Below are 22,277 nucleotides of genomic sequence, written 5' to 3'. Positions count from 1 at the left end.
CCGCTCGCTGACGCTTCCCGCTGGCATGTTCCCCGCCTACCCGAGGCATAGTGCGAGTGTTGGTGTTCAGCCTTTAGGCGCCCCTGCGAACGCCTCGGGCGTTGCGTGGTCGTCGCAACGCGACCAGCAGGGGAATCGGCTAAAGCCTCAACACCAGCGTCACCTCGTTCAGGCTTGTCAGTCTACCGTCCATCACCCTTGTACTGGATCGTCGCGCCGGTCGGGGCTTGCGGCCATGGGGTCTCACCCGGCGGCCACGATTGGGGCTGCGTGCTGCGGACCTTCACCACCCGTTCTTTCAACCAGTCGGGCGCATCACGATTTTCCGCTTGGCCATAAACCCAGGGTTGGGGCGGGTCCATCAACGTGGGCGGCGACCCGATCACCTTCTCCAGCGGCGGCCGTTGCTTGCCGACTGCCTCCAGACGTGCCTTGAGTCGTGCGACGACCTCGGGATGCTGTGCCGCGACATCGGCCGACTCGGTCGGATCACTGGCGATGTTGTACAGCATGTCGCCCATCAACTTGAAATCGCCCGAGCGGATCGTCGGCAATCGAACACTGCCGGCAACCTCGTAGACGATCTCATCGCGGGGACTCGGTCGCCCCTTCAAAATCACATCGGACATGTCCATGCCGTCAAGCGTCCGACAGGGCTCGGTGCTGCCGCCGGCCAACGCGACAAAGGTAGGCAGCAAGTCGACGACATGCATCATCGCGTCGCTGGTCTTGCCCGCAGGGATCTTGCCCGGCCACCGCATCGTGCACGCCACACGGACTCCGCCTTCAAACGTTGTGTTCTTAGTTCCTCGGTACGGACGATTGACTTCTTCGGTCAGCCCCCCGTTGTCGTTGGCGAACACGACGATCGTGTTTTCGGAGAAACCGTATTGGTCGACCGCGCCGACGATCCGGCCCACTGCGTCATCCAAACATTTCAGTGCCGCCGAGCGTTTGTCCAGCGTGTCGGTGTAACGTGGGATGTCTTCCAGCGGTCCGTGGATCGCGTTGAAGGGGACATAAATGAAAAACGGAACGTCTTTGCTGCGCTCGGAAATCAAACGCACCGCTTCGTTGGCGAACAGATCCGTCGAGTACCCTTGTTCGTCCAGCGGTTGTTGGTTGCGATGCCAGTCGTAGACCGCAAAGGTCGCCGGGGAGTTGTGGGGGATGGTGTAGTTGTTGTAATCGATGCCCCAGCCGTAATGACCGTATTGGTGATCAAAGCCCTGTCCCATCGGAAGTTGTCCGGGCAACCATTCCCCCAAGTGCCATTTGCCGATCAATGCGGTGAAATAGCCCGATGCCTTCAAGGCTTCGGCGATCGTGTGTTCGCCGGTATCAAGCCCGTGCAACATCCGCGTCGGAGTGCCGTCGGGTTGGTGTGCGAGTTCCAACCCCAGCTTATTCAAGTAGCTCGGTTTGCCGAAATCTTCCGAGCGCCAATCCATCCAATTGCGAAACGCATAGCGGCCCGTCATCAAGGCGCAACGCGTCGGGGCACAGACCGAATGGGCATAAAACTGTGACAGACGAAGACTTTGGCCCGCCAATCGATCCAGATTCGGAGTCAGATCCCCGTCGCCGCCCTGGAACCCCGGATCGGCCCAGCCCATGTCGTCGGACAACATCAAAACGATGTTGGGCGGCTGGGCGGCAAAAGAGGGAGACGCAAAACACGCCACGATGACCAGGGCGGCGAGCATGAATCGGGAAGGTTGACGCATCGGGAGTTGGCTGGGAACGGTGGGAGGAGTGGAGATGGAATTGAAAAGGTCATTGTAATCATTCATGTCGCACCCAGGCTCTGCCTTGGATGCGTCGGGGTTCAGGCTGTCGTTGGTGCCCAGCCTTTAGGGACCGCCCAGCATAGGAGACGACCTTTCGGGGTAAGTACAGCCCTTCCGGGCTGTTATCCGTGGGTCTCTGGTCGACGCTCCTTACCTCCGGCATTACCTAATCGGCACGAGGGATCGGAGCGGTAGGAAAGGGTGAACGTAGCGGTGGTTGCTTCCTCCTAACGTGAAGGGCAGCTAAATCAGCCCCATTGCTTGCGGTCCCCAATTACAACGGTCGATCCGTTCCCGTACTTCTTCGGACCGCAGCGCGATGATCTTAGCCGATGGAATTTGCGCGGTCGTGGAGAGATTCAATGATTTCATCGACGAGTTGATCGACTTTCGTGCGCACTTGAGGAACAGAATCTTGCTCGGATTCCAAGCGTTGAACGAAATCATCGATCGAGTCTTTCCACAATTGACATTTGTTTGTCAGCCATTGCCAATCCAGATCTGACAGTTGTCCGTGTTCGTGCTCGAGGACCATCGCGCAACCCGAGCTGAATTCTCGCAATCTCAGCACGAGTGAATCGCGTGTATCGGGGCGCTCGTCGTACCACTGTGCCGCGGCTCCGGCCAGTGCCTCCAAGTAGTCCTGCGGTTCGACCGATCGGACAAACAGCCTGGGGTTTTGAAAACCCCAAGGCTGCGGCTGAGGCGGTCCTTTCAGAAAACGCCCCAACGAGACGGCCACGAAAATCATTGCCGCGATGCCTAGAATCACCGCCAGAGCCCTTCGGCCGATGACACTGCGACGGCCGGATTGCACCAACGGCTGTTCGGGGTCGGCGGATGGGGTAAGCGAATCTGAAGCTTGGGCTTCGTGTGCTTCGTCGCAACGAGCGATCCAGTAAGGGCTCTCACCGAGCAGAACCTTCTCCTGTAGTTCCAGCAGCAGGGAGGGGTTCTCAAGCAGTTGGCGAATCTGATCAGCCCTCAGTCGCCCGAGCCCCGATTCGACGACGATTTCCAGATCATCGCTCAGGATCGATTCGAGTGTCGGCTTGAGATCGCTGGTCGGTCGCTCACTGCGATAAATCACTTCCAGTTCAGAAACGAAATCGACGAGTCGCGGTCCGACGATTTCTTGTTCCAGCCAGCGCGGCCATTCGTCAGGATTTAGGGGCAGGGCAAATAGACGTAAGGACATCATCGACTCACTAGATTCGTCGCTCAATACAATCACGCAACTGCAATCGGCCGCGGTGTGCTCTGGTATAGACCGTATTCACGGAAACATCGTACTGTTGAGCCAGATCTTGCAACGAATGGCCGGCGAGCATTGCGCGAAGTACATCGACGAACGTCCCGTCGGCTGCGTCGAGGCATTCCGCGAGCGCCTCGAGTGCCTTGGCGTCGCTGTGCCGTGGCCGTTCATCGATCAAATAGTCGGAAAATGGAAAGTCGTGGCCCACACTCACCGGTCGCCTTTTCGTTCGTGCATCGGCGAGTGTGTTGCGACCGATCGTGAATAGCCACGCGATGAAACTGCCGTTGTGATAGTTTCCCAAACCATTGGAAACCTTTAACCAGGTTTCCTGAATCACCGCATCCAGATCGACCGACGGATGATTGCATTGGGCATGAAGATGCGTCCGGAGACGATTTCCGAATACGCGAACGAGCAATCCGAAAGCCTCTGGATCACCGCTTCGATGCCTGGCAATGATCGCTTCGGCACTCTCGTCACATCGTTCTGGCTCGGGCATCGGCGGTTTCATCAGGGCAGGTGATGGCAGCGAATGAAATACACCGCTCAGCAAGATCTCAGCAAGATGGTTGTGAACCCACACGCGTGAACTCCGCCATCACCAGATTCACTTGCAAGTGCTCGATGGGCGATTCATCTCTGCGTCGATGCTGATTGCGGCACCACTATAACATACGCCCCAAGTGTCGTTGCACTGCGAGTGCCGATACTCCCGCCGCCGCAATCGAACCGGCAAAATAGGCGGCGGAAGTGTGCGGCGTTAGCAACCCCATCCCCGTCGCTAAGACGGAGAAAACTGCCGTGGGGACAAGACAAAGCAGGATCTCACGTTGCAATCGAATTCTGATGGAATGTTGCGACACCGACGGCTTGTACGACGCGGCGTTTGAGTCTGTATGAATTCGTGGGCCTGCATTGACTCGCATCCGATGACGGTCCGTCCGCACCTGTTCTGCGACGTCATACAGAACGTTCCAGTCGCGACGCTCGTCAAGCGACGGACCGAAAGTAGCGAAACGTTGATGATCTGCATCGCGTCGAAGCCGTTCCATGATTCATGCTCCCGTTTATTCGTTGGGCTGATCAAGGAGTTAACGGCGATACTCACGCTGCATTCGCCAAGGGTAACTCCGACAGCCGAAACGGGGTCAGCTCCGCCTGCTTCCCATCAATGTTTGATTTTCGCGCAATTTTTCCACCGGATCACGGCAACCAAGGTGAATCCAACGTCGACGTGAATGCGACGGATGGAGACAGGTGAACGATCCGCGCATCCGGCGATGCAGAGCAAAGGCAAGTTTTTTTGAGATTGCCGGAAGATCCTCCAATTCCAACCGTTTCCAGCCATAGTCGCACATCCTTTCCGTCTGTTTCGCCGCAAACGGCGGGACGTTGAATGAACGAGATGCGAAACGGCGAACCGAAGGCTGGCAACAGAGGCCCGCATTAGGTAGACTCGACCCCGCCTGCGGGTGGACTTGCGATCGCGGAGTCGGGGTCTTGGATCGGGTCGAACAGAGACATGATGATGATCGAATCGAATCGAATCGGTGTGGCGAGTCTGCATAGGGCAGGCATCGCCATAGCATTTGCGGTGTTGTTGTGCAGCGTCCCTGCCCTCGCGGCTGGCCGTAAGGTCGCGGTCTTGGTAGGGGTCGAGGAATACCAAAAGCCATCGTTTACCAAACTCCGGTATTCCGAAGACGACGTCCGCGCGGTCCATCATGAGCTGCAAAAGCTGGGCTTCGAGTCAAAATTAGTCGTCGGGCCTGACGCGACACGGGCCAAGATCATGGCGGTGATCGATCGGACCGTCTCGGAGCTCGGGGCCGATGATCTGATCTTGGTGATGATGGCGGGTCATGGGCAACAGTTGAAAACGCTCGGCGCCGATGGGATCCCCTCGGAGGATTCGTTTTTCTGCCCGGTCGACGGAGTCGCGGGAGCGGCCGACACGCTTTATTCACTAAGTATGTTGCTCGACGAGCAGCTGATCCCGAACGTCGGACGCCGGATTCTGATCGTCGATGCGTGTCGCGATGTTCCCGATGATGTCGGCCGTGGTATTCAGGGCAACGCAATGATCACGTTGCCGGAAGACACCGCGATTTTTTTCAGCTGCCGATCCGGTCAGCGCTCCTATGAGCACGCCGACTTGAAGCATGGCATCTTTACGCATTCGCTGCTGGAAGGACTTCGTGGCGGGGCGGCGCGCGAGGGAAAGATTGTTTATTCCCAACTCGTTTCGTACGTCGATTGGATGATGGCCAAGGACCAGCTCCGACGCTATATGCCGGCCGATGCGCCACAGGTGCCGATCACTGCGGGCGGTGTTCCCTACGCCGTCTTAGGGCAGGGCCAATGGAGCGATGAGCCGTCGGCCCCACAGAAGCCGCAACCGGAAGAACTGAAGGCGAGCTTTCTGAATTCGATCGGAATGAAATTTCAACGTATTCCACCGGGTGTCTTTTCGATGGGTTCGGCGATCGACCAACCGGGACGAAAGCCTGATGAATTTCCCCATCTCATTTCGATATCCCGTGAATTTTTCCTGGCGGCGTATGAAGTCTCGCAGTCGGAGTACAGGTTTGTGATGCAATCCAACCCAAGCTACTTTCGAATTCACGGCGACGGGCAGAAGGACCTGCAGGGACAGCTACCGGATCAATTGCCGGTTGAACAGGTGACTTGGGACGAAGCCAACGAATTCTGTCGCCGCCTGTCGAGACTGCCGGCAGAGACGGCCTCCGGACGACGCTATCGCTTGCCGACCGAGGCCGAATGGGAATACGCGTGTCGCGCGGGCACCGAGACGGCGTTCTTTTTCGGTGACCAAATCGGACAGAATCAAGTCAATGGTGACGGCCGGTTCCCATACGGGACCTCGCCTCGGACGGCCTTCTTGCGGCGCACGTGCGATGTCGCGATGTTTCGGCCCAACGCATTCGGCCTCTACAACCTGTCGGGAAATGTCGCCGAATGGTGCCAGGACTGGTATGACGCCGACTACTACCGGTCCTCACATGATGACAATCCGACTGGCCCGATCACCGGTAGCGAGCGGGTCTTGCGTGGCGGGTCCTGGTTTGACGGAGGCGTCGCGTTGCGATCGTCAAACAGACAGTCGGCGGCACCGACAACCCGATTACCGTTTCATGGTTTCCGTGTCGTGTGCGAGGTCCGATGAGCACGCCGACAAACCAGATTCAGCCCCCTGCGAATGCCGCCGGCCAGACGCATGTTGCAATCCCCCGAACGGCCAAGACGCGGGTCGCGTTGATCATCGTTGCGGCAGTCGGACTCATCCTATCCGGGGGACTTCTAGGTGTGCTCGCCACCCGGTTGGCATCGGGCGACAAGGAAAACGATCCGCGGCGAGCGCCGCAACAGGCCACGGCTCGACCGCCGATGCAAGATTCTGGGCCCACCGCCCGAGGAGGAGATCTTGTCACAGCAGACAGCGGCGGTCTCGTTTCGGATCAACCCCGACGCGATCCGCCGTCGCTCCCGGCGACGGATCGGTTGAACGCGTTTCAAATGGATTACGAGAAACTGCGGCAAAGCCAACAGACCGAGGCCGCGTCCGAACTGGATTCCCTGACGACTCAAATCGGATCTCCCGAGGCATTCTCCGAACAGCTGGGGCGGATCGCCAAAACGTTCCCGCATGCGTCGATTTCGATGACGCTGCGACGTATCGCGATTGAGTCTCCGCTGTGGAGCGGCGTCATGGCGTGGTCGGACCTGATCGGACAACTGGATTCCGAGACGTTGCGCGAAATGTCTCCGCAGCAGGCTCGCCTTCTGATCGATCAAGGCGATCGATTGCTTGCGGCTCATGCCATCGCGCCGTTCAGCCAAGCCTATGAAAGCCTTCGCCCCCGCGTTTTGAAGATCGCCTCACGAGTCGATCTCGCGAACCAACGGATCGATGCCAGATTGGCGTCATTCCTCAACGAAGAACTGATCGGCCATCTATTGATGATCCAAGAACGCGACACGGGGAATCGTTACTACCTTCGCGTCGGAGGTCTATCAAAAGTGGAACGTGATTCCGCCTGGGTCCGATTCAACTACCTCACCGATTATCCGCTCAAAACGCAGAACACGAGGTTAGAACGGAACAAAGCTTCCTACTATGGCCCGGCCCCACACAGTCAACTGGCGAAACGGATCCGAGATCGTTTGAGTTCCGATGAACACATCTCACGAGGCCAGTGGGAAACAGTGTTTTGCGATCTCCTTTGCGACATTGAAACCAGCCATGGCGTCGACCCGCTTGTTCGATTCGAAATCTATAGTCGCTTGCTGACGGTTGCGAGTGAAGGCAGTGAGCCGATCAGCTCGGCCTTCAGCAAACACCTGCAGGACCTCAAGGATGCGGCGATCATCGACCGGACAGCCCGATGGTTTTCACCGGCCGACGACGGCGACAAAGCCGCGATCGCGCAGTCCCGCCAATTCTTCGATCGCATCCCTTCGATCTCCGATGCAGCTGAACGAGCCATCGAGATCGCGTCGCGCAAGATCGAACTCGATTGCGGCACGATCCACTGGCAGGGCTGGCTCGACACGACAGAGACTTCGGCCTGGCGATTCCGAGGCACGCTGCCGGCCGACCGATCGGGGTACTTGGCGACGGTTTATCGAGACAAAGAGATGGCCGCGTCATTGTCCGTCGTCGGCGAAGTCTCCGCCGGAAGCATCCAATGGTTGACCACCCGCAACGACGCATTTGCCGTGGGACGCCCGCTGTTTTTCACTTCATTCCTCCCCGGGAGCAAGTAACGTGTCACGCCCAAAGCTGACTTCGCGTCAATACCGATGTTACGTTCAATGGCTTCGCATTCCGGTCCAGGAATGCCCTCCCGATCACTATCGGTTGCTGGATTTAAATTCGTTTGAGTCGGACACCGACAGGATCCGCACGGCGGGAATCAAACGGCGCAGGCAAATCGCCCAGTTGGCCAAAGCGGAGGAACAGAAGGACGCCGAAGCCTTTGTGAGACACCTCTCGAAAGTCGTCTCGGAACTTCTCGATCCAGAAACGAAACGACGGTACGACCATCGTTTGAGTCAACGCCGCTCCGCCGCCGAACCAGCCGTCGCGTCCATCCAACCGCAGCCGCCGGTCGGTTCCGTCGCCGCAGCCGGAACGTCATCGAGCGACGTCACACGTCGTTCCGCGCCGGAGATCGACACTTCAATCACGCCCACCCCGATGAACGGGTCGCAGCGTAACCGGCTGTTGATTCCGTTCGTCGTGGCGGTGGGACTGGTCGGCATGATGCTCCCGGTGACCCTCTTCCTGCTGCTCACCAAGCCTGCCGCCCCCACCGAGTCTGACGAGCACCATCCCGCACAAGCGGTGGCACAAGGCGAATCGTCCGAAGCCATGACACGCGGCACAACGGGGGCGGTTACGGCGATCCCCTCGGATCCCTCTCCGCTGCAAACTGCGGCTTCGGTCGGATCGTCCGCACCGCTCGAATCGATCGTGAAATCGAATCCGACGACCGCAGAATCGGCCGCTGCGCCGGCGGAGAGGATTGACGATGCGACGATCGACGAAACCGCGTCCCCTCACGAGCCGGAATCGGCAGTGGGGAAGATGGCGTCAGCGAAGGCCGCGCAACCGGCCGACCGGCCGATTCCGAACTCACTTGCAACGGGTGTTCCGTTTGCTCAGCTTTCCTCCGAATTTCCGCTGCCCGAGATTCCTCAGGTGTCCACCGAGCTTTCTCAATCCGCAACCGCTGGAAAGATCGTGTGTGCTGATTTTTCAAGCGTTCGCCTGCGACTCGACAGTACCGCCGCGGACTTGGCCGGACGCTATGCGTTCGACGTCGTCGATGCGGATCACCAAGACCAAGAGGTCAAGCGGTGGCAGGTTGTTGCCAAGCAACCCGACAATCCCGACGGCGATCAAGTGCAACTGGGCCATTTTTTTATCGATGACCTGAATCAGCTGCGGTTCCTTTGGGAGATGTCGCAGCCATTCCCCAAAGCGTCCCAATTGGTCAACAGCCTGCTGACAGTCAGCATGAAAAACCAACAACACACCATGCAACTCCGATCCGCCATGCACATCGGTCGCCAACATACGACGATCAGTGGAAAAAAGATTCAGCTGCCGCTTGAGATCGCCACGCCACCGAGCGAGGCCAACATCGGGCTGCGGATTGTGACCTATCCGACGGGCCGCGTGGCGACCCAACACGCACCGTTCCGGAGTGACCGCGTCAATCCGGCAGGCGTCTTGAGGGCACGCATGCCGCCGATTCTGGCTCAAATCGCTGATTCTGCAGAATCGTCGATCGTTCAAGACCGCGGTCTGGTGCAAGTCGGCGAGAGTCGCGACATCGATGTTGATTCAAGTGGTTTCGTTAGACTGAACATCGCACTCGATCGCGACAACCAACAGCAATACCAACTGGGCTCGGTCGCACGCGTGAAGAAGATCGTGTCGGGCCGGGAAAGATATGAAACGTCAAGCCACGACGAATTGCTCGTGGATTCCCGCAAGCTCACCCAGACGATTCAGAAAGGCATCAACGAGTATGAGTTCGCCATCAACAAGATTCTCGCCGCGCAGGCGGAGTGGGCAAAGTTAAAGCCACAATATGATGCACTGCTGCGCCGGGCCAACGCAGACCCCAAGAACGCGGCTCGCTTTACGAAACAATTGGCTGCGCTTCGTTCGTTGCTGCTGGAGCGAGAACTGGTCATCAACAAACAGACGAAAATTCGAGACAATCGGATGAAATCGCTTCCCAAATCTTTTGAAACGCTTGGCGATCTTCACGCAACGATTCGCGCAGTCGCTCGAATTCACAATCAAGGTGAATTCGAGTTCCATCTGGTCGCGCTGACCGAACAGGGCGAGATCAGTCTTCTCCGTGCCGATGGAAAACCCAACGTCGACAGGATCCCCGTCGAAATCCCACCGTTTCGGCTGACAGGGAACTGGATCCGACTGCAACAGGGGCTGATGTACAACTTGACCGGTACCGATCACGGTGGCGGCGTCTCGATCAAGAATGTGTTCAAGAAAAACGTCCCGACACTGACCGGCACCTGGAAGCGCAACGGCAACGCGATCGCGATCACCACCAATGTCGGACAAGAAAACTATCAATTGCATGAAGACGTGATCATGCGCAGCGGTGCGGCATCGCTGTTTCGCATCCCCTGAACGGAAAACACCCTCCTTGCCAACCCTTCGGTCCCTTCAAATGCGATCCCTCTCTCCGACGCTGATATCGATGCTGCTCTTTTTACCCGCCACGGCCAGTGACGACACGCTTGCATCTCGAGCTCAACAGGCGCTCAAGCGGCACTGCGTCCGTTGCCACAGCGGACAAGACACCGACGACTCCGGCTTTAACGTGATGAACGTGGCGGGACTTCGCGAGGCCGATGACGGCTACCTGACCGCCGGCGATCCCGAGGACTCCCTGATCTACACGCGGATCGTCGACGAAGAAATGCCGCCCTCGGAGATCCGTAAACGGGCCCCGGTGACGGAGCAAGAACGCGAAGCGATCCGCAAGTGGATCGAATCCGGGGCCCCCGATTTCCCGTCCGCAGCGGCCCGCAAGCATGTCACGCTCGAAGCCATTTACGCGACAGCGTTGCGGCATCTTCGACGTTCGGATGCCTCGACGCGTCCCTACCTGCGTTTCTTTACCCTGCACAACCTTTTCAACCGAAAGTCGGTCGAGCTCGCGGACTTGCATTACTATCAAGCCGCTTTGTCGAAAGCCTTAAACAGCCTCAGTTGGGAAAGAAGAATCAAGCTTCCGCAACGTCTCGACGTCTGGTCGGACGAAGCTTCAGCGGGACCTGACGCCGGTCCGACAATCCTGTTCGCAATCGACGTTCGAGACTACGGATGGGACCGAAATTCCGGGTGGCGTGAACTACAGCGGTTGTACCCTTATGGAATCAGCGCGGAGTTCGACGATGAGCGATTGCACGAATACGATCTTGCGATTCAGAATCGGACCGAAACCGAATTGCCGGTGCTCAGGGCGGACTGGTTTGTCGCCAATGCGACGCGACCGCCGCTGTATCACAAGTTGTTAGACATCCCCGACAGCGCCGTTGAACTGGAGGCTCGACTCGAAGTTTCGATCGCAAAAGATTTCGTGGATCCCAAAACGGAACGGATCGCCCGCGCGGGATTCGCCAGGAGCGGAGTCTCGGGACAGAACCGGTTGGTGCAACGAAGTGACGCGCTGCACGGTTTCTATTGGAAGAGTTACGACTTCAAGCCGGACACCGGACGGGCCAAACTCACTCGCTTCCCACTCGGCCCCGCCAATCTGTTCCCAGGTAAGCGTCATCCGTACGACCGGTTTGCCTTTGAACATGACGGCGGCGAAGTCATCTTTAGTCTTCCCAACGGGCTTCAGGCTTACATGCTTGTTGACGGAAACGACGATCGAATCGATTCGGGGCCTGTCGAAGTCGTCTATGACGCGCTCGCGACATCGGGTACGCCACTGATTGTCAACGGATTGTCCTGTATGGCCTGCCACAAACACGGCATGATCGAGTTTACCGACACCGTTCGAGACGGGAACGCGACCTTCGGCAGCGTCGAAAAACAGGTGCGTCAACTCTACCCGCCGAACGAGGCGATGCGTAAACTACTCAGTCAGGACCGAGACCAGTTTCTGAGGGCACTCGATCAATGCGTCAGCCCTTTTCTTCGGACGGAACGATCTGGTCGAGCCTCGATCGAATCGTTGGACGAACCCGTCAGCAAAGTGGCGATCTGGCATCGGTCCGTCTATCTGGATCTGGAGACGGTTTTATCAGAACTGGATCTCGAAACGTCAGAGCAACTGTTCCGTCTCGGTGACAAACCACTCAAGATGCTCGGCCTGGAAACGCTTCGCAACGGCGGCGTGATCAGCCGCCCGGAATGGGAAGCGTTCGATCGACAATTCGGCCCGTCACTGATGCAGCAAACTGCCAGTGCGCTCGGTCTGACGCCCGTCCGCCCGCTGTGATGGTGGACGCCTTTTCGTCCATCCGTTCCCCTTAATCCTCTCGCCACGCTCCCGCTCGTACCCTCCCTACAGAAGACTTTCGAGGTAACCATGCGACGACAAACGCTTCTGCTGCTATTCATCGCGCTCGCGACTCCGATCGGACCCGAGGTCCGGGCATCACAATTGGACGAGAAAATGAATGAACTCGCCGAACGCGTCTTGGCGATCACGAAGAACCAAAAAGTGAAAGTCGGCGTCTTCTCGCCCACCGGTCTGCCCGGCACCAACTTCGGTCCGGGCTGCACCCAATCGCTCCAACAAGCGCTCAACAAACGTCAACCGGGTTCGGTCGCCGATGACGCAAACTTTGAAGTCACAGGAAACTATTTGTTCGTCAAGAGTCGGTCACACGCGGATCTGGCGAGAGTCGTCAAAATTGACGTCCGCATCGTTGATTTGGAATACGGTGAAGAGGTCACCAAACTCCCCTTCCGTGTCGAAATCGACCATACCAAGGCGATCGCCAAGGTCATCCAAGAAAGCGTGCACCTCCCTCCCGACGGCAGCAAAGCGGAGCGAAATCGGATTCTTGCCAACAGCGTCACTTCGCCGTCAGTCAGTGTTCGCGGTCCGCACCAATCAATCGTCTCCAGCACCAGCGACAGCAGTTCCGCCGTTGAAGTGTTGGTCAGTTCCAATCCGTCTCGTCCCGCCACGCCGCGATCCGCGTTGATCCAGTCCGGGCGGGCATTTGTGGATATCGCCAAGAATGAAATTTATGAACTGCGGCTTTACAACAACGGTCCGCGTGAAATCGCCGCGAGCGTCTCGATTGATGGAATCGATATGTATCACTTCAGCCAAGATCGAAATCCCGATGGATCGCCCGCATTTTCTCACGTCGTGATCCCGCCACGCTCGACCGCCACCGTCGTCGGGTGGCACCATTCATTAGAGGGAACGGAAAACTACAAGGCGTTTCTGGTCACGTCCTACGGCAAAGGGGCGGCGAGTCAGACGGGGATTCCGGCGACGGAGAAGATCGGAGTCATCCATGTTCAGTTCTCCTATTCCAACGTAATCCCAATGGGTTCACGCTCGTCACCAGGCAAAGAAACAGGATTCGGCCCGCCGCGACGGGTGCAGCAAAAACCGCTCCGCCGCGAAATTGATCCACCCCACGATTTCGTGTCGATCCGCTACGCCAGATAGGCCGAACCTCCAGACGACCGGATATGTGTTAAAAAAGCAACAGGAGGGATTGCCCGGCGACAGCGATATGTTATTTTAATAACACTTAAAACTCGCAGCCCCCCTTCGCCTGGAGGTTCACGTGCGTTCCGACCTTTCCCGTCGCGAGCGGCAGATCATGGAAGTGATCTACCAGCTCGGCGAACCGACCGCGAACGAGATCGTCGCGGCGATGCCCGATCCGCTGGCCAATGCCACGGTGCGGACGCAGCTTCGCACGCTGGAATCCAAAGGTGTCGTCAAGCACCGCCGCGAAGGCAAACAATTCGTGTACTTCCCCGCGGTGCCTCGCAAGAATGCCGCGGTCAAGGCGTTTCGCAAAGTCTTGGAAATCTTCTTCGGCGGCTCGGTCGAAGACGCGTTGGCGACGCACCTTGCCGATCCGAAGACGAAATTGAGTGACGATCAAGTCAAGCGTCTGCGACAATTGTTAAAAGAACATCAAACACGGGGCGGAAAATGATGAGCGAGACACTGAATGATTGGTTGATCGACAGCCCACTGTCACTGTGCTTAGTCGTGATCGTCCAAGTCACGATCGTCGCGGCGATCGCCTCGTGGATCGCCGCTCACATCAAAGGATTCGATCCCGGGCGGACGCACGGCGTCTGGCTGACGGCGGCGGCCCTGACACTGCTGCTGTTGCCGGTGCATGTCGTGGTCGGCGGATGGCGGATTCCACTGAAAGCACCTCAGAACGATACGATCGCGAGCAGCGTCCAGGCGGCCCGTGCGGTTCGAAACAATGACGCCCTGGCGACCACGGCTTCCGCGGACTTGGCCGAGCCAGTGGCAATGCGAGAATCGATTGATCCGGTGGCGGAACCACGGCCCGACGAGTTGTTGCTCTCAGTCTCAACACCGATGGCTCCGGCGGCCAACGCGACGGGGCCGGTCGAGCCGCAGCCGCAACGTCGTCTCAGCGTCACCGATTCCGGCTTGGTTTCCGCGATTCAGACATCGCAAGTCCAATTGCTGCTCGTTTGGATTTACGCCGTGGGATTTACGTGGGTTGCCCTGCGAATGGTGGCCGGGTTGGTTCGGCTGCGAATCGCGGCGATGCGTGGCCGAGCGGTCAGCGCGAGCACCAGCGGCATTGCCGATCAGATCCGCGGCGTGCTCGACTTGCCGGGCACGCCTCCGATTCGCCGGACCGATCAAACCTCCATGCCACTGGTCTTCGGTTTGCTGCGACCGACCGTGCTGGTTCCAGACGACTTCGATTGTTGGAGCGAAGACGAGATCCGTTCGACGCTGCTCCATGAGTTGATGCATGTCCGGCGCCGTGACGCATTGGGGCAAACCTTGGCCTCGATCAACTTGATGGTCTACTGGTTCCATCCGGCGGTCTGGTTGGTCGATCGGCGACTGAGCGAATCGCGGGAATGGGCGACCGATCGCGACGTCTTGGCAGCCTCTTCGGCGAGCGGAGGCGAACTGAATTCGGGGCGTTACGCGGAAAGTTTGCTAAACATTGTGGCGCGGTTTCGAGTTGCTGACGCGGCACGTCGGTTGCCGGAACGGTCGGCGATTGCGATGAGTCGTCACAGCGAGATCGAAGACCGCTTGAAATTGATTCTCCGCGGCGTCCCGGGGCTTTCCCGCTGGCGGATCGCGTCGCTGCGAATGATGGTCGCCCTGCTGGCCGTCGCAGCAATCGCGACCACGGTGCGGCTGGATCGCTCGGCCGCACAAGAGACTTCGGACAAGGACGCCAATCCGTCCGCGACGGCTTCCGTTCACGCGGAAACGGATGACGCTCCCCCGCTGATCGAACCGGTTCGTCCGGAAGACAACGATTTGATTGCCCGAGTGTTGACGTGTCGACCGATCATGGGCGAGTCAGAGGACTACGCGGTGATCGTCAACGTGTCCGGCAAAGTCCTCTCGCCCGATGGCCAACCCGTCCCCAGTGCGGTCGTGGTCTTGCGGGAATCGAGCAACACCCGTGCATCCAGTAATTTCAATAAATACCTGCTCTCGGTCGACCGAAATCAGGTTCGCGTTCCAGACGTGATCGCGAGGACGGAAACGAACGCGAATGGCGAATTCGAATTCACGAATATCAAGGCCCCTGCGTTCCCGCGTGATCGATCGGACCGTTGGGTGGGCTCGCTGGTCGCCGCGATGCCGGGAGTGGGCGTCGCCACATCGAAGTTGATCCTCGAGAAATCGAATCCGACGCCGATCGAAGGTCTCGCCCTGCAGCTCACGAAGACCAATTCCATCAGCGGCCGTTTTGTCACGCCCGATGGCCGGCCGCTCGCCGGTGCGATCGTCAACCTGACGGGCCTGTTCGAGCCGACGGCCGATCCATGGGATGCGCCGGAGAGGATTGAATTGTGGATGAGTCAATTGACACCGAGAACCACGACCGACGACTCCGGCAATTTCGATTTCCAAAACATCCCCACCGGCTTGATCGCCTCGATTCAGGCGTCTCACCCCGACTGGGAGAACGGGTACGCCGCGGTTCGCACCAGCGATGAAGTGGCTGTTGGAAAATTTGCACGGGCGAATCACTGGCTGCCCAGCGGAGAAGTCGTTGCAAGCCCGGCGGCGGTCGTCGCCGACCCCGGATACACACTCTACGGCCGCGTCCGGGACGCACGGGATGCAGCGATCGCCGGTATCAGCATCTACCCCTCCTCCAGCGTCGACCGTTCCAAGACTGATTCGGAAGGTCACTTTCGAATGCGCGTTCCAACATCCATGGTTTCCAGGTACCTGGAACGAGATGACCCGATGAAATTCTCCGTCGTACCGTCGGAAGAAAGTCCTTTTTTGGGGACACAATTAGAACTTACCCCAGGCCAATTGACCGGTCAGGATTCGATCGACGTGACCTTGAGCGATGCCGTCACGATCAGCGGCAAAGTCGTCGACTCGACGGGATCTCCATTGGAAGGCATTCTGATTCGTTCACTCAACCTACCATCACCGCTCGGGGCACTCTCAAAAGAGGACGGAACCTTCCAGTTGAAACTGTCCGTCGGCGACCACTTCTTGATCGTTGCGACCCTAGACTCGGGATACGCGATCCCGTCATTTGCCGAAGTCATCGGAATGACGAAGCAGCGAGCCGAGTCGCTGCCCCACCGAAGAATCGCGATCACGGATCTTACACCCCGCACGATCAAACCGATCGTGGTACCCAAGCTGGCGACGTACCAGGTCATCGTGTCGTTGCCCGATGGGAATCCCGCGGTCGGCGCGTCGGTGATCCTTCGTGATGAAATCCCGCCTGGTCCGAACGCTCCCGTATTCGATCAAGCCCCTCATGTCGTCGATCGATCCGCGTCTGAATCGACGAATTCACTCGGCCGCGCCGCGTTAGTCCCCAACGGGCTCACCTCCCCCAAGGCCTTCGTTGACGTCAAGTACCTTCGCGACGACGACGCCTTCAGCGGCACCGCGAAGTTGATTGAAGCCAAGGACGGCGTGATTCATCTGGTGCTCAATTCCTCCGCGATCGTCCAGGGCCGCGTGCTGGTCGACGGAGAACCGGTCGCCGGGGCTCGCGTTCAAATCAGCTTGACTAAATCCGTCCAACGGAAGGCCAACGGGATGACAATGATGGTCCACCAATCTCTCGGCCATCAGTTCGTCACAACGGATTCCGAGGGTGTGTACCGGGCCTGCGTCCCGGCCGGCGGAAACGTTCACACCAGTTTGAACAATGCTCCGAATCTGAGTTTCCGAATGGGGATCGGATACGGCGCACAACCCGCCGGTGACGGCAAGCTGATCGTCCAGGACTTTGAACTGATCCGTGGGAAGCAAGAAATCGCTGGACGCGTGATCGATGCCGACGGGAATCCGGTCGCCAAAGCGATGGTTTCCGTCGACCGCGACTCAAACGTCGTCCCCGACTTGTGGGTCGATCACCATCGCGAAAGCCAATGGACCACCGACGCCAATGGGCGGTTTCATTTGAAGAACGTCCCGCAGGGTAAGTATCAACTGTCCGTCCGCGGCCCCCAAGGCGAAAGCTCTGTCTCGGCAACCCGGATCTCGACGTTGGTTCCGGTCCGCACCGGCGAGACGGATTTGGAGATCACGTTGAACCTTCCCAACCTGCCGGAGATCCCAAGGCTGGTGCCGATCGAGGTCACGCCCAAGCGGTAGCCATCGTGGGATAGGCGTGCGAGCGTCGCCGTGTTCTCCGAACTCGGCGGGCTAAATGCGTAGCATTGCCCCGCGCCGACCTCGGAGAGGACGGCGACTGTCCCAGCCAATCGAAAACGAAGCGGCGGTTGATGACGAGCCCGCAAGCCTGTCCCACGATTGCAAGTTTTCCTCCGATCGAACACTCAAAACACCCCTTCACACAATGCTTTCCATCGAATTCCTGCTGTCCTTGTTGCTGACCGCCGGCACGGCGGAGTTGTCGGGCCGTGTCGTCGATTCGGACGACCAGCCCGTTGCCGGCGCGATCGTCGTCGTCAGCACCGCCAAGCCACGCGTCGGTCCGGCCACGACTTGCCCGTCCTGTTACCGCGATTGCACCAAACGCACGACCACCGACGAAAACGGCGCGTTCTCGATCACCGACTTGTCCGACCAGCTGCTGTTCAGCCTGGCGGCCGGCGGCTCAGGCTATCAAGGCCAAGTCTCCGAGCACTTCGATCCGCAACAAAACCCCGAGATCAAATTCGAACTCGAACCCCTGCAGCAGGCAGAAAAAATCGAAGTGCTTCGTGGCCGCGTCGTCGACCTCGACGGAACTCCGATCGCGGGCGCTCAAGTCCGGCCACACACCATCTTTCGCAACAACGGAACCGGAAGCGGATCAGATCGCTCGGTCACGCCGTTGACCCTGACCGATGAAGACGGCGTCTTTGAAATGTCGGTGGGAGATCACATCGAGTGGATGGACTTGCGGATCAACGCCTCGGCCTACGCCCCCGCACAAACCCGTTGGGCTCGATCGGAGGATCAGAAGCTCGAAATCTCGCTCGGCTCGGGCGCGGGCCTGCGAGGCAAACTGGTCTTCCGCGGCCAACCGGTCGTGGGCGTCGAAGTCGGACTGGTCCAAAAGAATCGCATGATGGGAAGCATCGTGACGCCCCAAGAGCTGTTTACCGACCAGGAAGGCACGTTCAGCTTCGACCAGCTTCCCCCGGAACTCGAGTACACCGTCTACACGCACACCGGCCAAGCTGCTTCGGCAGTGCTGCCGCTCAGTTTGATCAAGGCCCCCCGTCACGGCGAACGAGCCGACTTGGGGGAAATCCCGGCCGTCCAGCCGAGGCGATTGGAGGTCACGGTGACGACCAGCGATGGGACACCAATTCCCAAGGACAGCTACGTCTACATCGGTAGGCAGTACGGTTGGCGAGGTTCCCAACTGCCGCTGGAACAAAAATCGACCTCGAAGGTGTCGATCCTGGATGCGGCCCCCGAGCTGTATCAGGTCGCATTACGAACGAAGGGCTACGAAGTGCTGGAAACCCAGCCGAAGTTGAATGTCGATCTCAATCAAAGCTACACGGTGGACGCCAGCCGCGAATCGAGTGTCGTGTTTATTTTGCGGCCCACGGGGAATTAGGGGGCGTGTTGGTGTTCAGCCTACGACCTCGTTCCAAGGCTCCGCCTTGGGACGCGATGGTTGGGAGGCTCCGCCTTCCGAATGTTGAGGCGGAGCCTCATAGACAGCGTGTTTCCAGGCGGGGAACGTGAAATTTATTGCTGCTTCATTACGATGCGTTCCCTCTCCCAAATGGCTCCCCTCTCCCCAAAACAGATCGCGCGATAAAGAGTGGTCAATGAGTGACGTTGACCGCGATCTGTTTTGGGGAGAGGGGCCGGGGGTGAGGGGCTCGTCATCTATTCGTTGCACATCGATTGCCTCACCAAATCCCCTTCGATTCTGTGATGCAATTGTTGCCGGCTCACTTCACTTCGGTGTGGAATCTCTACGTCAGATCTGCCACGCTCCAACGCTTCGTCGACGCCTGGCAATCCCCCTCACCCCCGGCCCCTCTCCCCCAGAAAACCTGACTCGCTGAAGCTCGCCAGGTTTTCTGGGTGAGAGGGGAGCCAGAATCATCAATACCGTCTTGCAATGAAACGAGTCTAAAAAACTTTGTCTGGCAACATTGTCTTGCTCGCAATGGTAGGGAATCGGTCAGCAATAAATTTCACGTTCCCCGCCTGGGAACAAGGACGAGGACGTCGTACTGGCAATCCGCAGAATGCGTCTGCAGTGGAATCGGCTCAAGCCGAGACACCAGCGATTACTGCTGTTTGGAATACCAATCGGGTGTTCCGAACCAATCGTGCATTTCTTTTTCGAAGGGTGCGACGACATCGCGGCGTTCGGGTATTGAGCCGCGGTCTCCCGTTTCGACGGTCCAGGTAAACAGCGCAGCGCGCATCCGGGTGAGTGCTTCTTGATGCGACGCGTCGTCGGAATCGGCCAAGTTGTGGATCTCGTACGGATCCGCTTGCGTGTCGTACAGCAATTCGTCGGGAAACGGTTTCATCAACTCCGCCGGCGCACCGGTCAGCTTTCCCGCCGCATGCAATTGCCGCATCAGCGGTTTGACCAAGAAACACTTTTCCTTGTACCGGTTCAGCGTCGGGAAACCGGCGCCGGGCGTGAAGTTGCGGATGTAGTGATAGCGTTTGTCGCGGACGCTGCGCAAGCGGATCTCCGTTTCATCGATGCGGTCGCGGGCGCTGAACACGTACTTGCGTGATGCCCCGGTTTGCTCGCCGAGAAAACGTCGTCCCTGCATCCCCAGCGGCGGATCGATGCCTGCCATCCACAGCGTGGTGGCAGTCAGATCGATCAAACTGATCAGTTCATCACTGACCGCACCGGGTTGGATTTGCTTTGGTGCGGGATAGTTCTTGGGCCAACGGATCACCATCGGGACGTGCAGCCCCGAATCCCAGCACCAATGGATGCCGCGTGCTTCCAGGCGTCCGTTGTCGGCAAAGAAGACAACAATCGTGTCGTCGGCCAGGCCGTCTTTTTCCAGCCGATCCAGAATCAAGCCGATGCGAACATCGGTTCCACTGGCGGAATTCAAGTACCGCGCCCATTCCTGTCGGGTGACCGGATGGTCGGGGTAATACGGCGGCGGTGTGACGTTGTCCGGGATTGCCACCTGAGGATGCCATTCTTCGCCGACCCACTTCACGCGTTCCTTTTCGGCCGATTTGCGATCGTAGATGTCATACTCCGCTTCGGGCAGATTGATCTGGGCGAAAAATGGCTGACCGGACTTGAGTGCCTGCCAATCATCGGTCGTGTAAAGCTGGCCTTCGTTGACAAAGTTCAGATCCAATTTACCCGTGCCGACCACGCGGTCCCCGATGGTTTTCAGGTTTGCCGTGATGTAGCCGGCATCGTGCAACCGTTGGGTGATCGGACGCACGCCCGGTGGTAACCGATAATCGTCGTCGCGGTGTGAACGCATGTGGTGTGTATCGATCGTGGTCTGGTACATGCCGGTCATGAAGGCCGAACGGCTGGGGGCGCAAACCGGCGAGGTCGAAAAGACGTTGGTGTAGCGAATCCCCGCGGCAGCCAGTGAGTCGACGTTCGGCGTGTGAACGTTCTTCGCCCCGTAACATCCGAAGTCCAAGTCAAAGTTCTCGCCGACGATCCAGAGGATGTTGGGGGGCTTGGCAGGCGATTGTGCCTGGGTGATCGAGGCGGCAGTGAAGGAGGCGACCAGCAGCAGAATGAGAAAGCGTCGGGGCATGTTGTGTCTCAGTGACGGAAAAAGGTGGTCGGCAAACCGGTTGGAGAGGCTTCCAGTAGTCTATCGCAGCTCCACTATCGGGTTGACGATGCGTTTCGAGAGTCGCCGTGTTCTCCGAACTCGGCGATCCCCAAAGCGAAGCTTTTCCCCTGCGGACCTCGGAGAGGACGGGGACTGTCCAGCCCGTTCGAAAACAAAGCTCCTTTAGTCGACTCCCCTCGTCGATCCAGCGGATGGCGAGCAGGGAAACCTATCCCGTTATTCCAACCGGCCGTGTATCCAATCGGCGATCCGTTTCAGTTGTTCGTCATGATAGAACGCCTTTCCGCCGTGGGCGGCGCCGTGGACGACGTGGAAGGTGGCGTCCAGTCCGGCCCGCCGGTAGGCACCTTCCAACTCATGCGATTGGTTGATCGGCATTTGAGGATCCTGGTCCCCGTGAATCAACAACAGCGGAGGGTCCTCCGAGTCGACGTGCGCGAGCGGACTAGCCAGCCGCGCGGCCTCGGGAACCGCGGTCGGCAGATCCCCCAACAGCAATTTGAGCGCCGGCTCCCGAACGCTCAACCCGTGCGGCGTCGATTGGCTGAGAATCGTTTGCAGGTTGCTCGCACCGTAGAGTGAAACGATCGCTGCGACGTCAGACGAAACCTCGGCGTTTCCCATCGCGAGGTTTTCTAACGCCTGCACGCCGCTGCTGACGCCGACCAGCGCGGCGAGGTGGCCACCGGCGGACGCCCCCGCAATAACGATCCGGTCGGGATCGATTTCGAAACGGTCGGCGTGGGCACGTACGAAGCGAATCCCCGCTTTGATGTCTTCGGTTTGCGCGGGAAATCGAGCCGTCCCGCTGAGCCGGTAATCCAGGCTGGCGATGGCAAAACCGTGTTCGGTCAAGCGTTGGATCGGCACGCTGCGTTTATCACCGGCGCGCCAGGCACCGCCGTGGACCCACACGATCAACGGGCTCGCGTCTTCGTCGGCCCGGCTGGGATAAAAATCCAGTTTCAACTCCGTGCCGTCGACCTTGGCGAACGGAACGTCTCGCTGGATCAACGGCTCGGCGGCATGGACGAAACTTCCGATCGCAAAGACCAGCAAAAGGCAAAGTGGAACTCGGTGCATGGGAACAACGTGGGAAGGGCGACTGAGTCGTTGGTGTTTAGGCTTTAGCCGATTTCTCGGTGCCCTCGTGTCAAGGCGCGACCAAGGGAAGCGTCTAAAGGCCAGTACCGCTAAGTCAAGCGTCGTTCTCTTT

Annotated in this window: 13 protein-coding genes; 8 read left to right on the top strand and 5 right to left on the bottom strand. The window is 58.6% G+C overall.

Annotated elements, in window-relative coordinates; genetic code table 11:
- Nucleotides 1–182: 182 nt before the first annotated feature.
- From Mal15_RS26135 to Mal15_RS26125, 3 genes are all read right to left on the bottom strand, one after another.
- Nucleotides 183–1,727, bottom strand: a complete 1,545-nt coding sequence (locus Mal15_RS26135) for an arylsulfatase B (protein WP_167547055.1) — start codon at nucleotides 1,725–1,727, stop codon at nucleotides 183–185.
- 388 nt (nucleotides 1,728–2,115) lie between these two features.
- The gene (locus tag Mal15_RS26130; RefSeq protein ID WP_147870445.1) at nucleotides 2,116–2,988 is read right to left on the bottom strand and encodes a hypothetical protein; all 873 of its coding nucleotides are present in this window, start codon (nucleotides 2,986–2,988) and stop codon (nucleotides 2,116–2,118) included.
- A 10-nt stretch (nucleotides 2,989–2,998) separates the two neighbouring features.
- Nucleotides 2,999–3,547, bottom strand: a complete 549-nt coding sequence (locus tag Mal15_RS26125; protein WP_167547054.1) for an RNA polymerase sigma factor — start codon at nucleotides 3,545–3,547, stop codon at nucleotides 2,999–3,001.
- Between the two features lie 1,023 nt (nucleotides 3,548–4,570).
- On the opposite strand from Mal15_RS26125, the gene Mal15_RS26120 reads away from it, so the two are divergent.
- From Mal15_RS26120 to Mal15_RS26085, 8 genes are all read left to right on the top strand, one after another.
- Nucleotides 4,571–6,235, top strand: coding sequence for an SUMF1/EgtB/PvdO family nonheme iron enzyme (locus Mal15_RS26120; protein WP_147870443.1), 1,665 nt, complete (start codon nucleotides 4,571–4,573; stop codon nucleotides 6,233–6,235).
- Nucleotides 6,232–7,836, top strand: coding sequence for a hypothetical protein (locus tag Mal15_RS26115; protein WP_147870442.1), 1,605 nt, complete (start codon nucleotides 6,232–6,234; stop codon nucleotides 7,834–7,836). Before Mal15_RS26120 ends, Mal15_RS26115 begins: the two co-directional genes overlap by 4 nt.
- A gap of 1 nt (nucleotide 7,837) precedes the next feature.
- Entirely contained in the window at nucleotides 7,838–10,243 is a 2,406-nt protein-coding gene (locus Mal15_RS26110) for a hypothetical protein (protein WP_147870441.1), read from the top strand.
- 40 nt (nucleotides 10,244–10,283) lie between these two features.
- On the top strand, nucleotides 10,284–12,068 hold the full coding sequence (locus Mal15_RS26105) for a c-type cytochrome domain-containing protein (protein WP_147870440.1): 1,785 nt from the start codon (nucleotides 10,284–10,286) through the stop codon (nucleotides 12,066–12,068).
- A 90-nt stretch (nucleotides 12,069–12,158) separates the two neighbouring features.
- Complete coding sequence (locus Mal15_RS26100) at nucleotides 12,159–13,262, top strand: hypothetical protein (RefSeq protein ID WP_147870439.1); 1,104 nt, start codon at nucleotides 12,159–12,161, stop codon at nucleotides 13,260–13,262.
- A gap of 121 nt (nucleotides 13,263–13,383) precedes the next feature.
- Nucleotides 13,384–13,764, top strand: coding sequence for a BlaI/MecI/CopY family transcriptional regulator (locus Mal15_RS26095; protein WP_147870438.1), 381 nt, complete (start codon nucleotides 13,384–13,386; stop codon nucleotides 13,762–13,764).
- Entirely contained in the window at nucleotides 13,764–17,429 is a 3,666-nt protein-coding gene (locus Mal15_RS26090; protein WP_167547053.1) for a carboxypeptidase regulatory-like domain-containing protein, read from the top strand. Before Mal15_RS26095 ends, Mal15_RS26090 begins: the two co-directional genes overlap by 1 nt.
- 205 nt (nucleotides 17,430–17,634) lie before the next feature.
- Nucleotides 17,635–18,852 carry a carboxypeptidase regulatory-like domain-containing protein gene (locus tag Mal15_RS26085; protein WP_167547052.1) on the top strand — a complete coding sequence of 406 codons (1,218 nt, stop codon included), beginning with the start codon at nucleotides 17,635–17,637 and terminating at the stop codon, nucleotides 18,850–18,852.
- A 688-nt stretch (nucleotides 18,853–19,540) separates the two neighbouring features.
- Here the strand turns inward: Mal15_RS26085 and Mal15_RS26080 are convergent.
- Together Mal15_RS26080 and Mal15_RS26075 are read right to left on the bottom strand one after the other, a co-directional pair.
- Nucleotides 19,541–21,019 carry a sulfatase family protein gene (locus Mal15_RS26080; protein ID WP_147870435.1) on the bottom strand — a complete coding sequence of 493 codons (1,479 nt, stop codon included), beginning with the start codon at nucleotides 21,017–21,019 and terminating at the stop codon, nucleotides 19,541–19,543.
- A 258-nt stretch (nucleotides 21,020–21,277) separates the two neighbouring features.
- Complete coding sequence (locus Mal15_RS26075; RefSeq protein ID WP_147870434.1) at nucleotides 21,278–22,144, bottom strand: alpha/beta hydrolase; 867 nt, start codon at nucleotides 22,142–22,144, stop codon at nucleotides 21,278–21,280.
- Nucleotides 22,145–22,277: the final 133 nt, after the last annotated feature.

The sequence above is a fragment of the Stieleria maiorica genome (genome assembly GCF_008035925.1).
Classification (GTDB): Bacteria; Planctomycetota; Planctomycetia; order Pirellulales; family Pirellulaceae; genus Stieleria; species Stieleria maiorica.
Note: the sequence above shows the minus strand (reverse complement) of the source record. Positions and strands in the feature narration are given on the sequence as shown.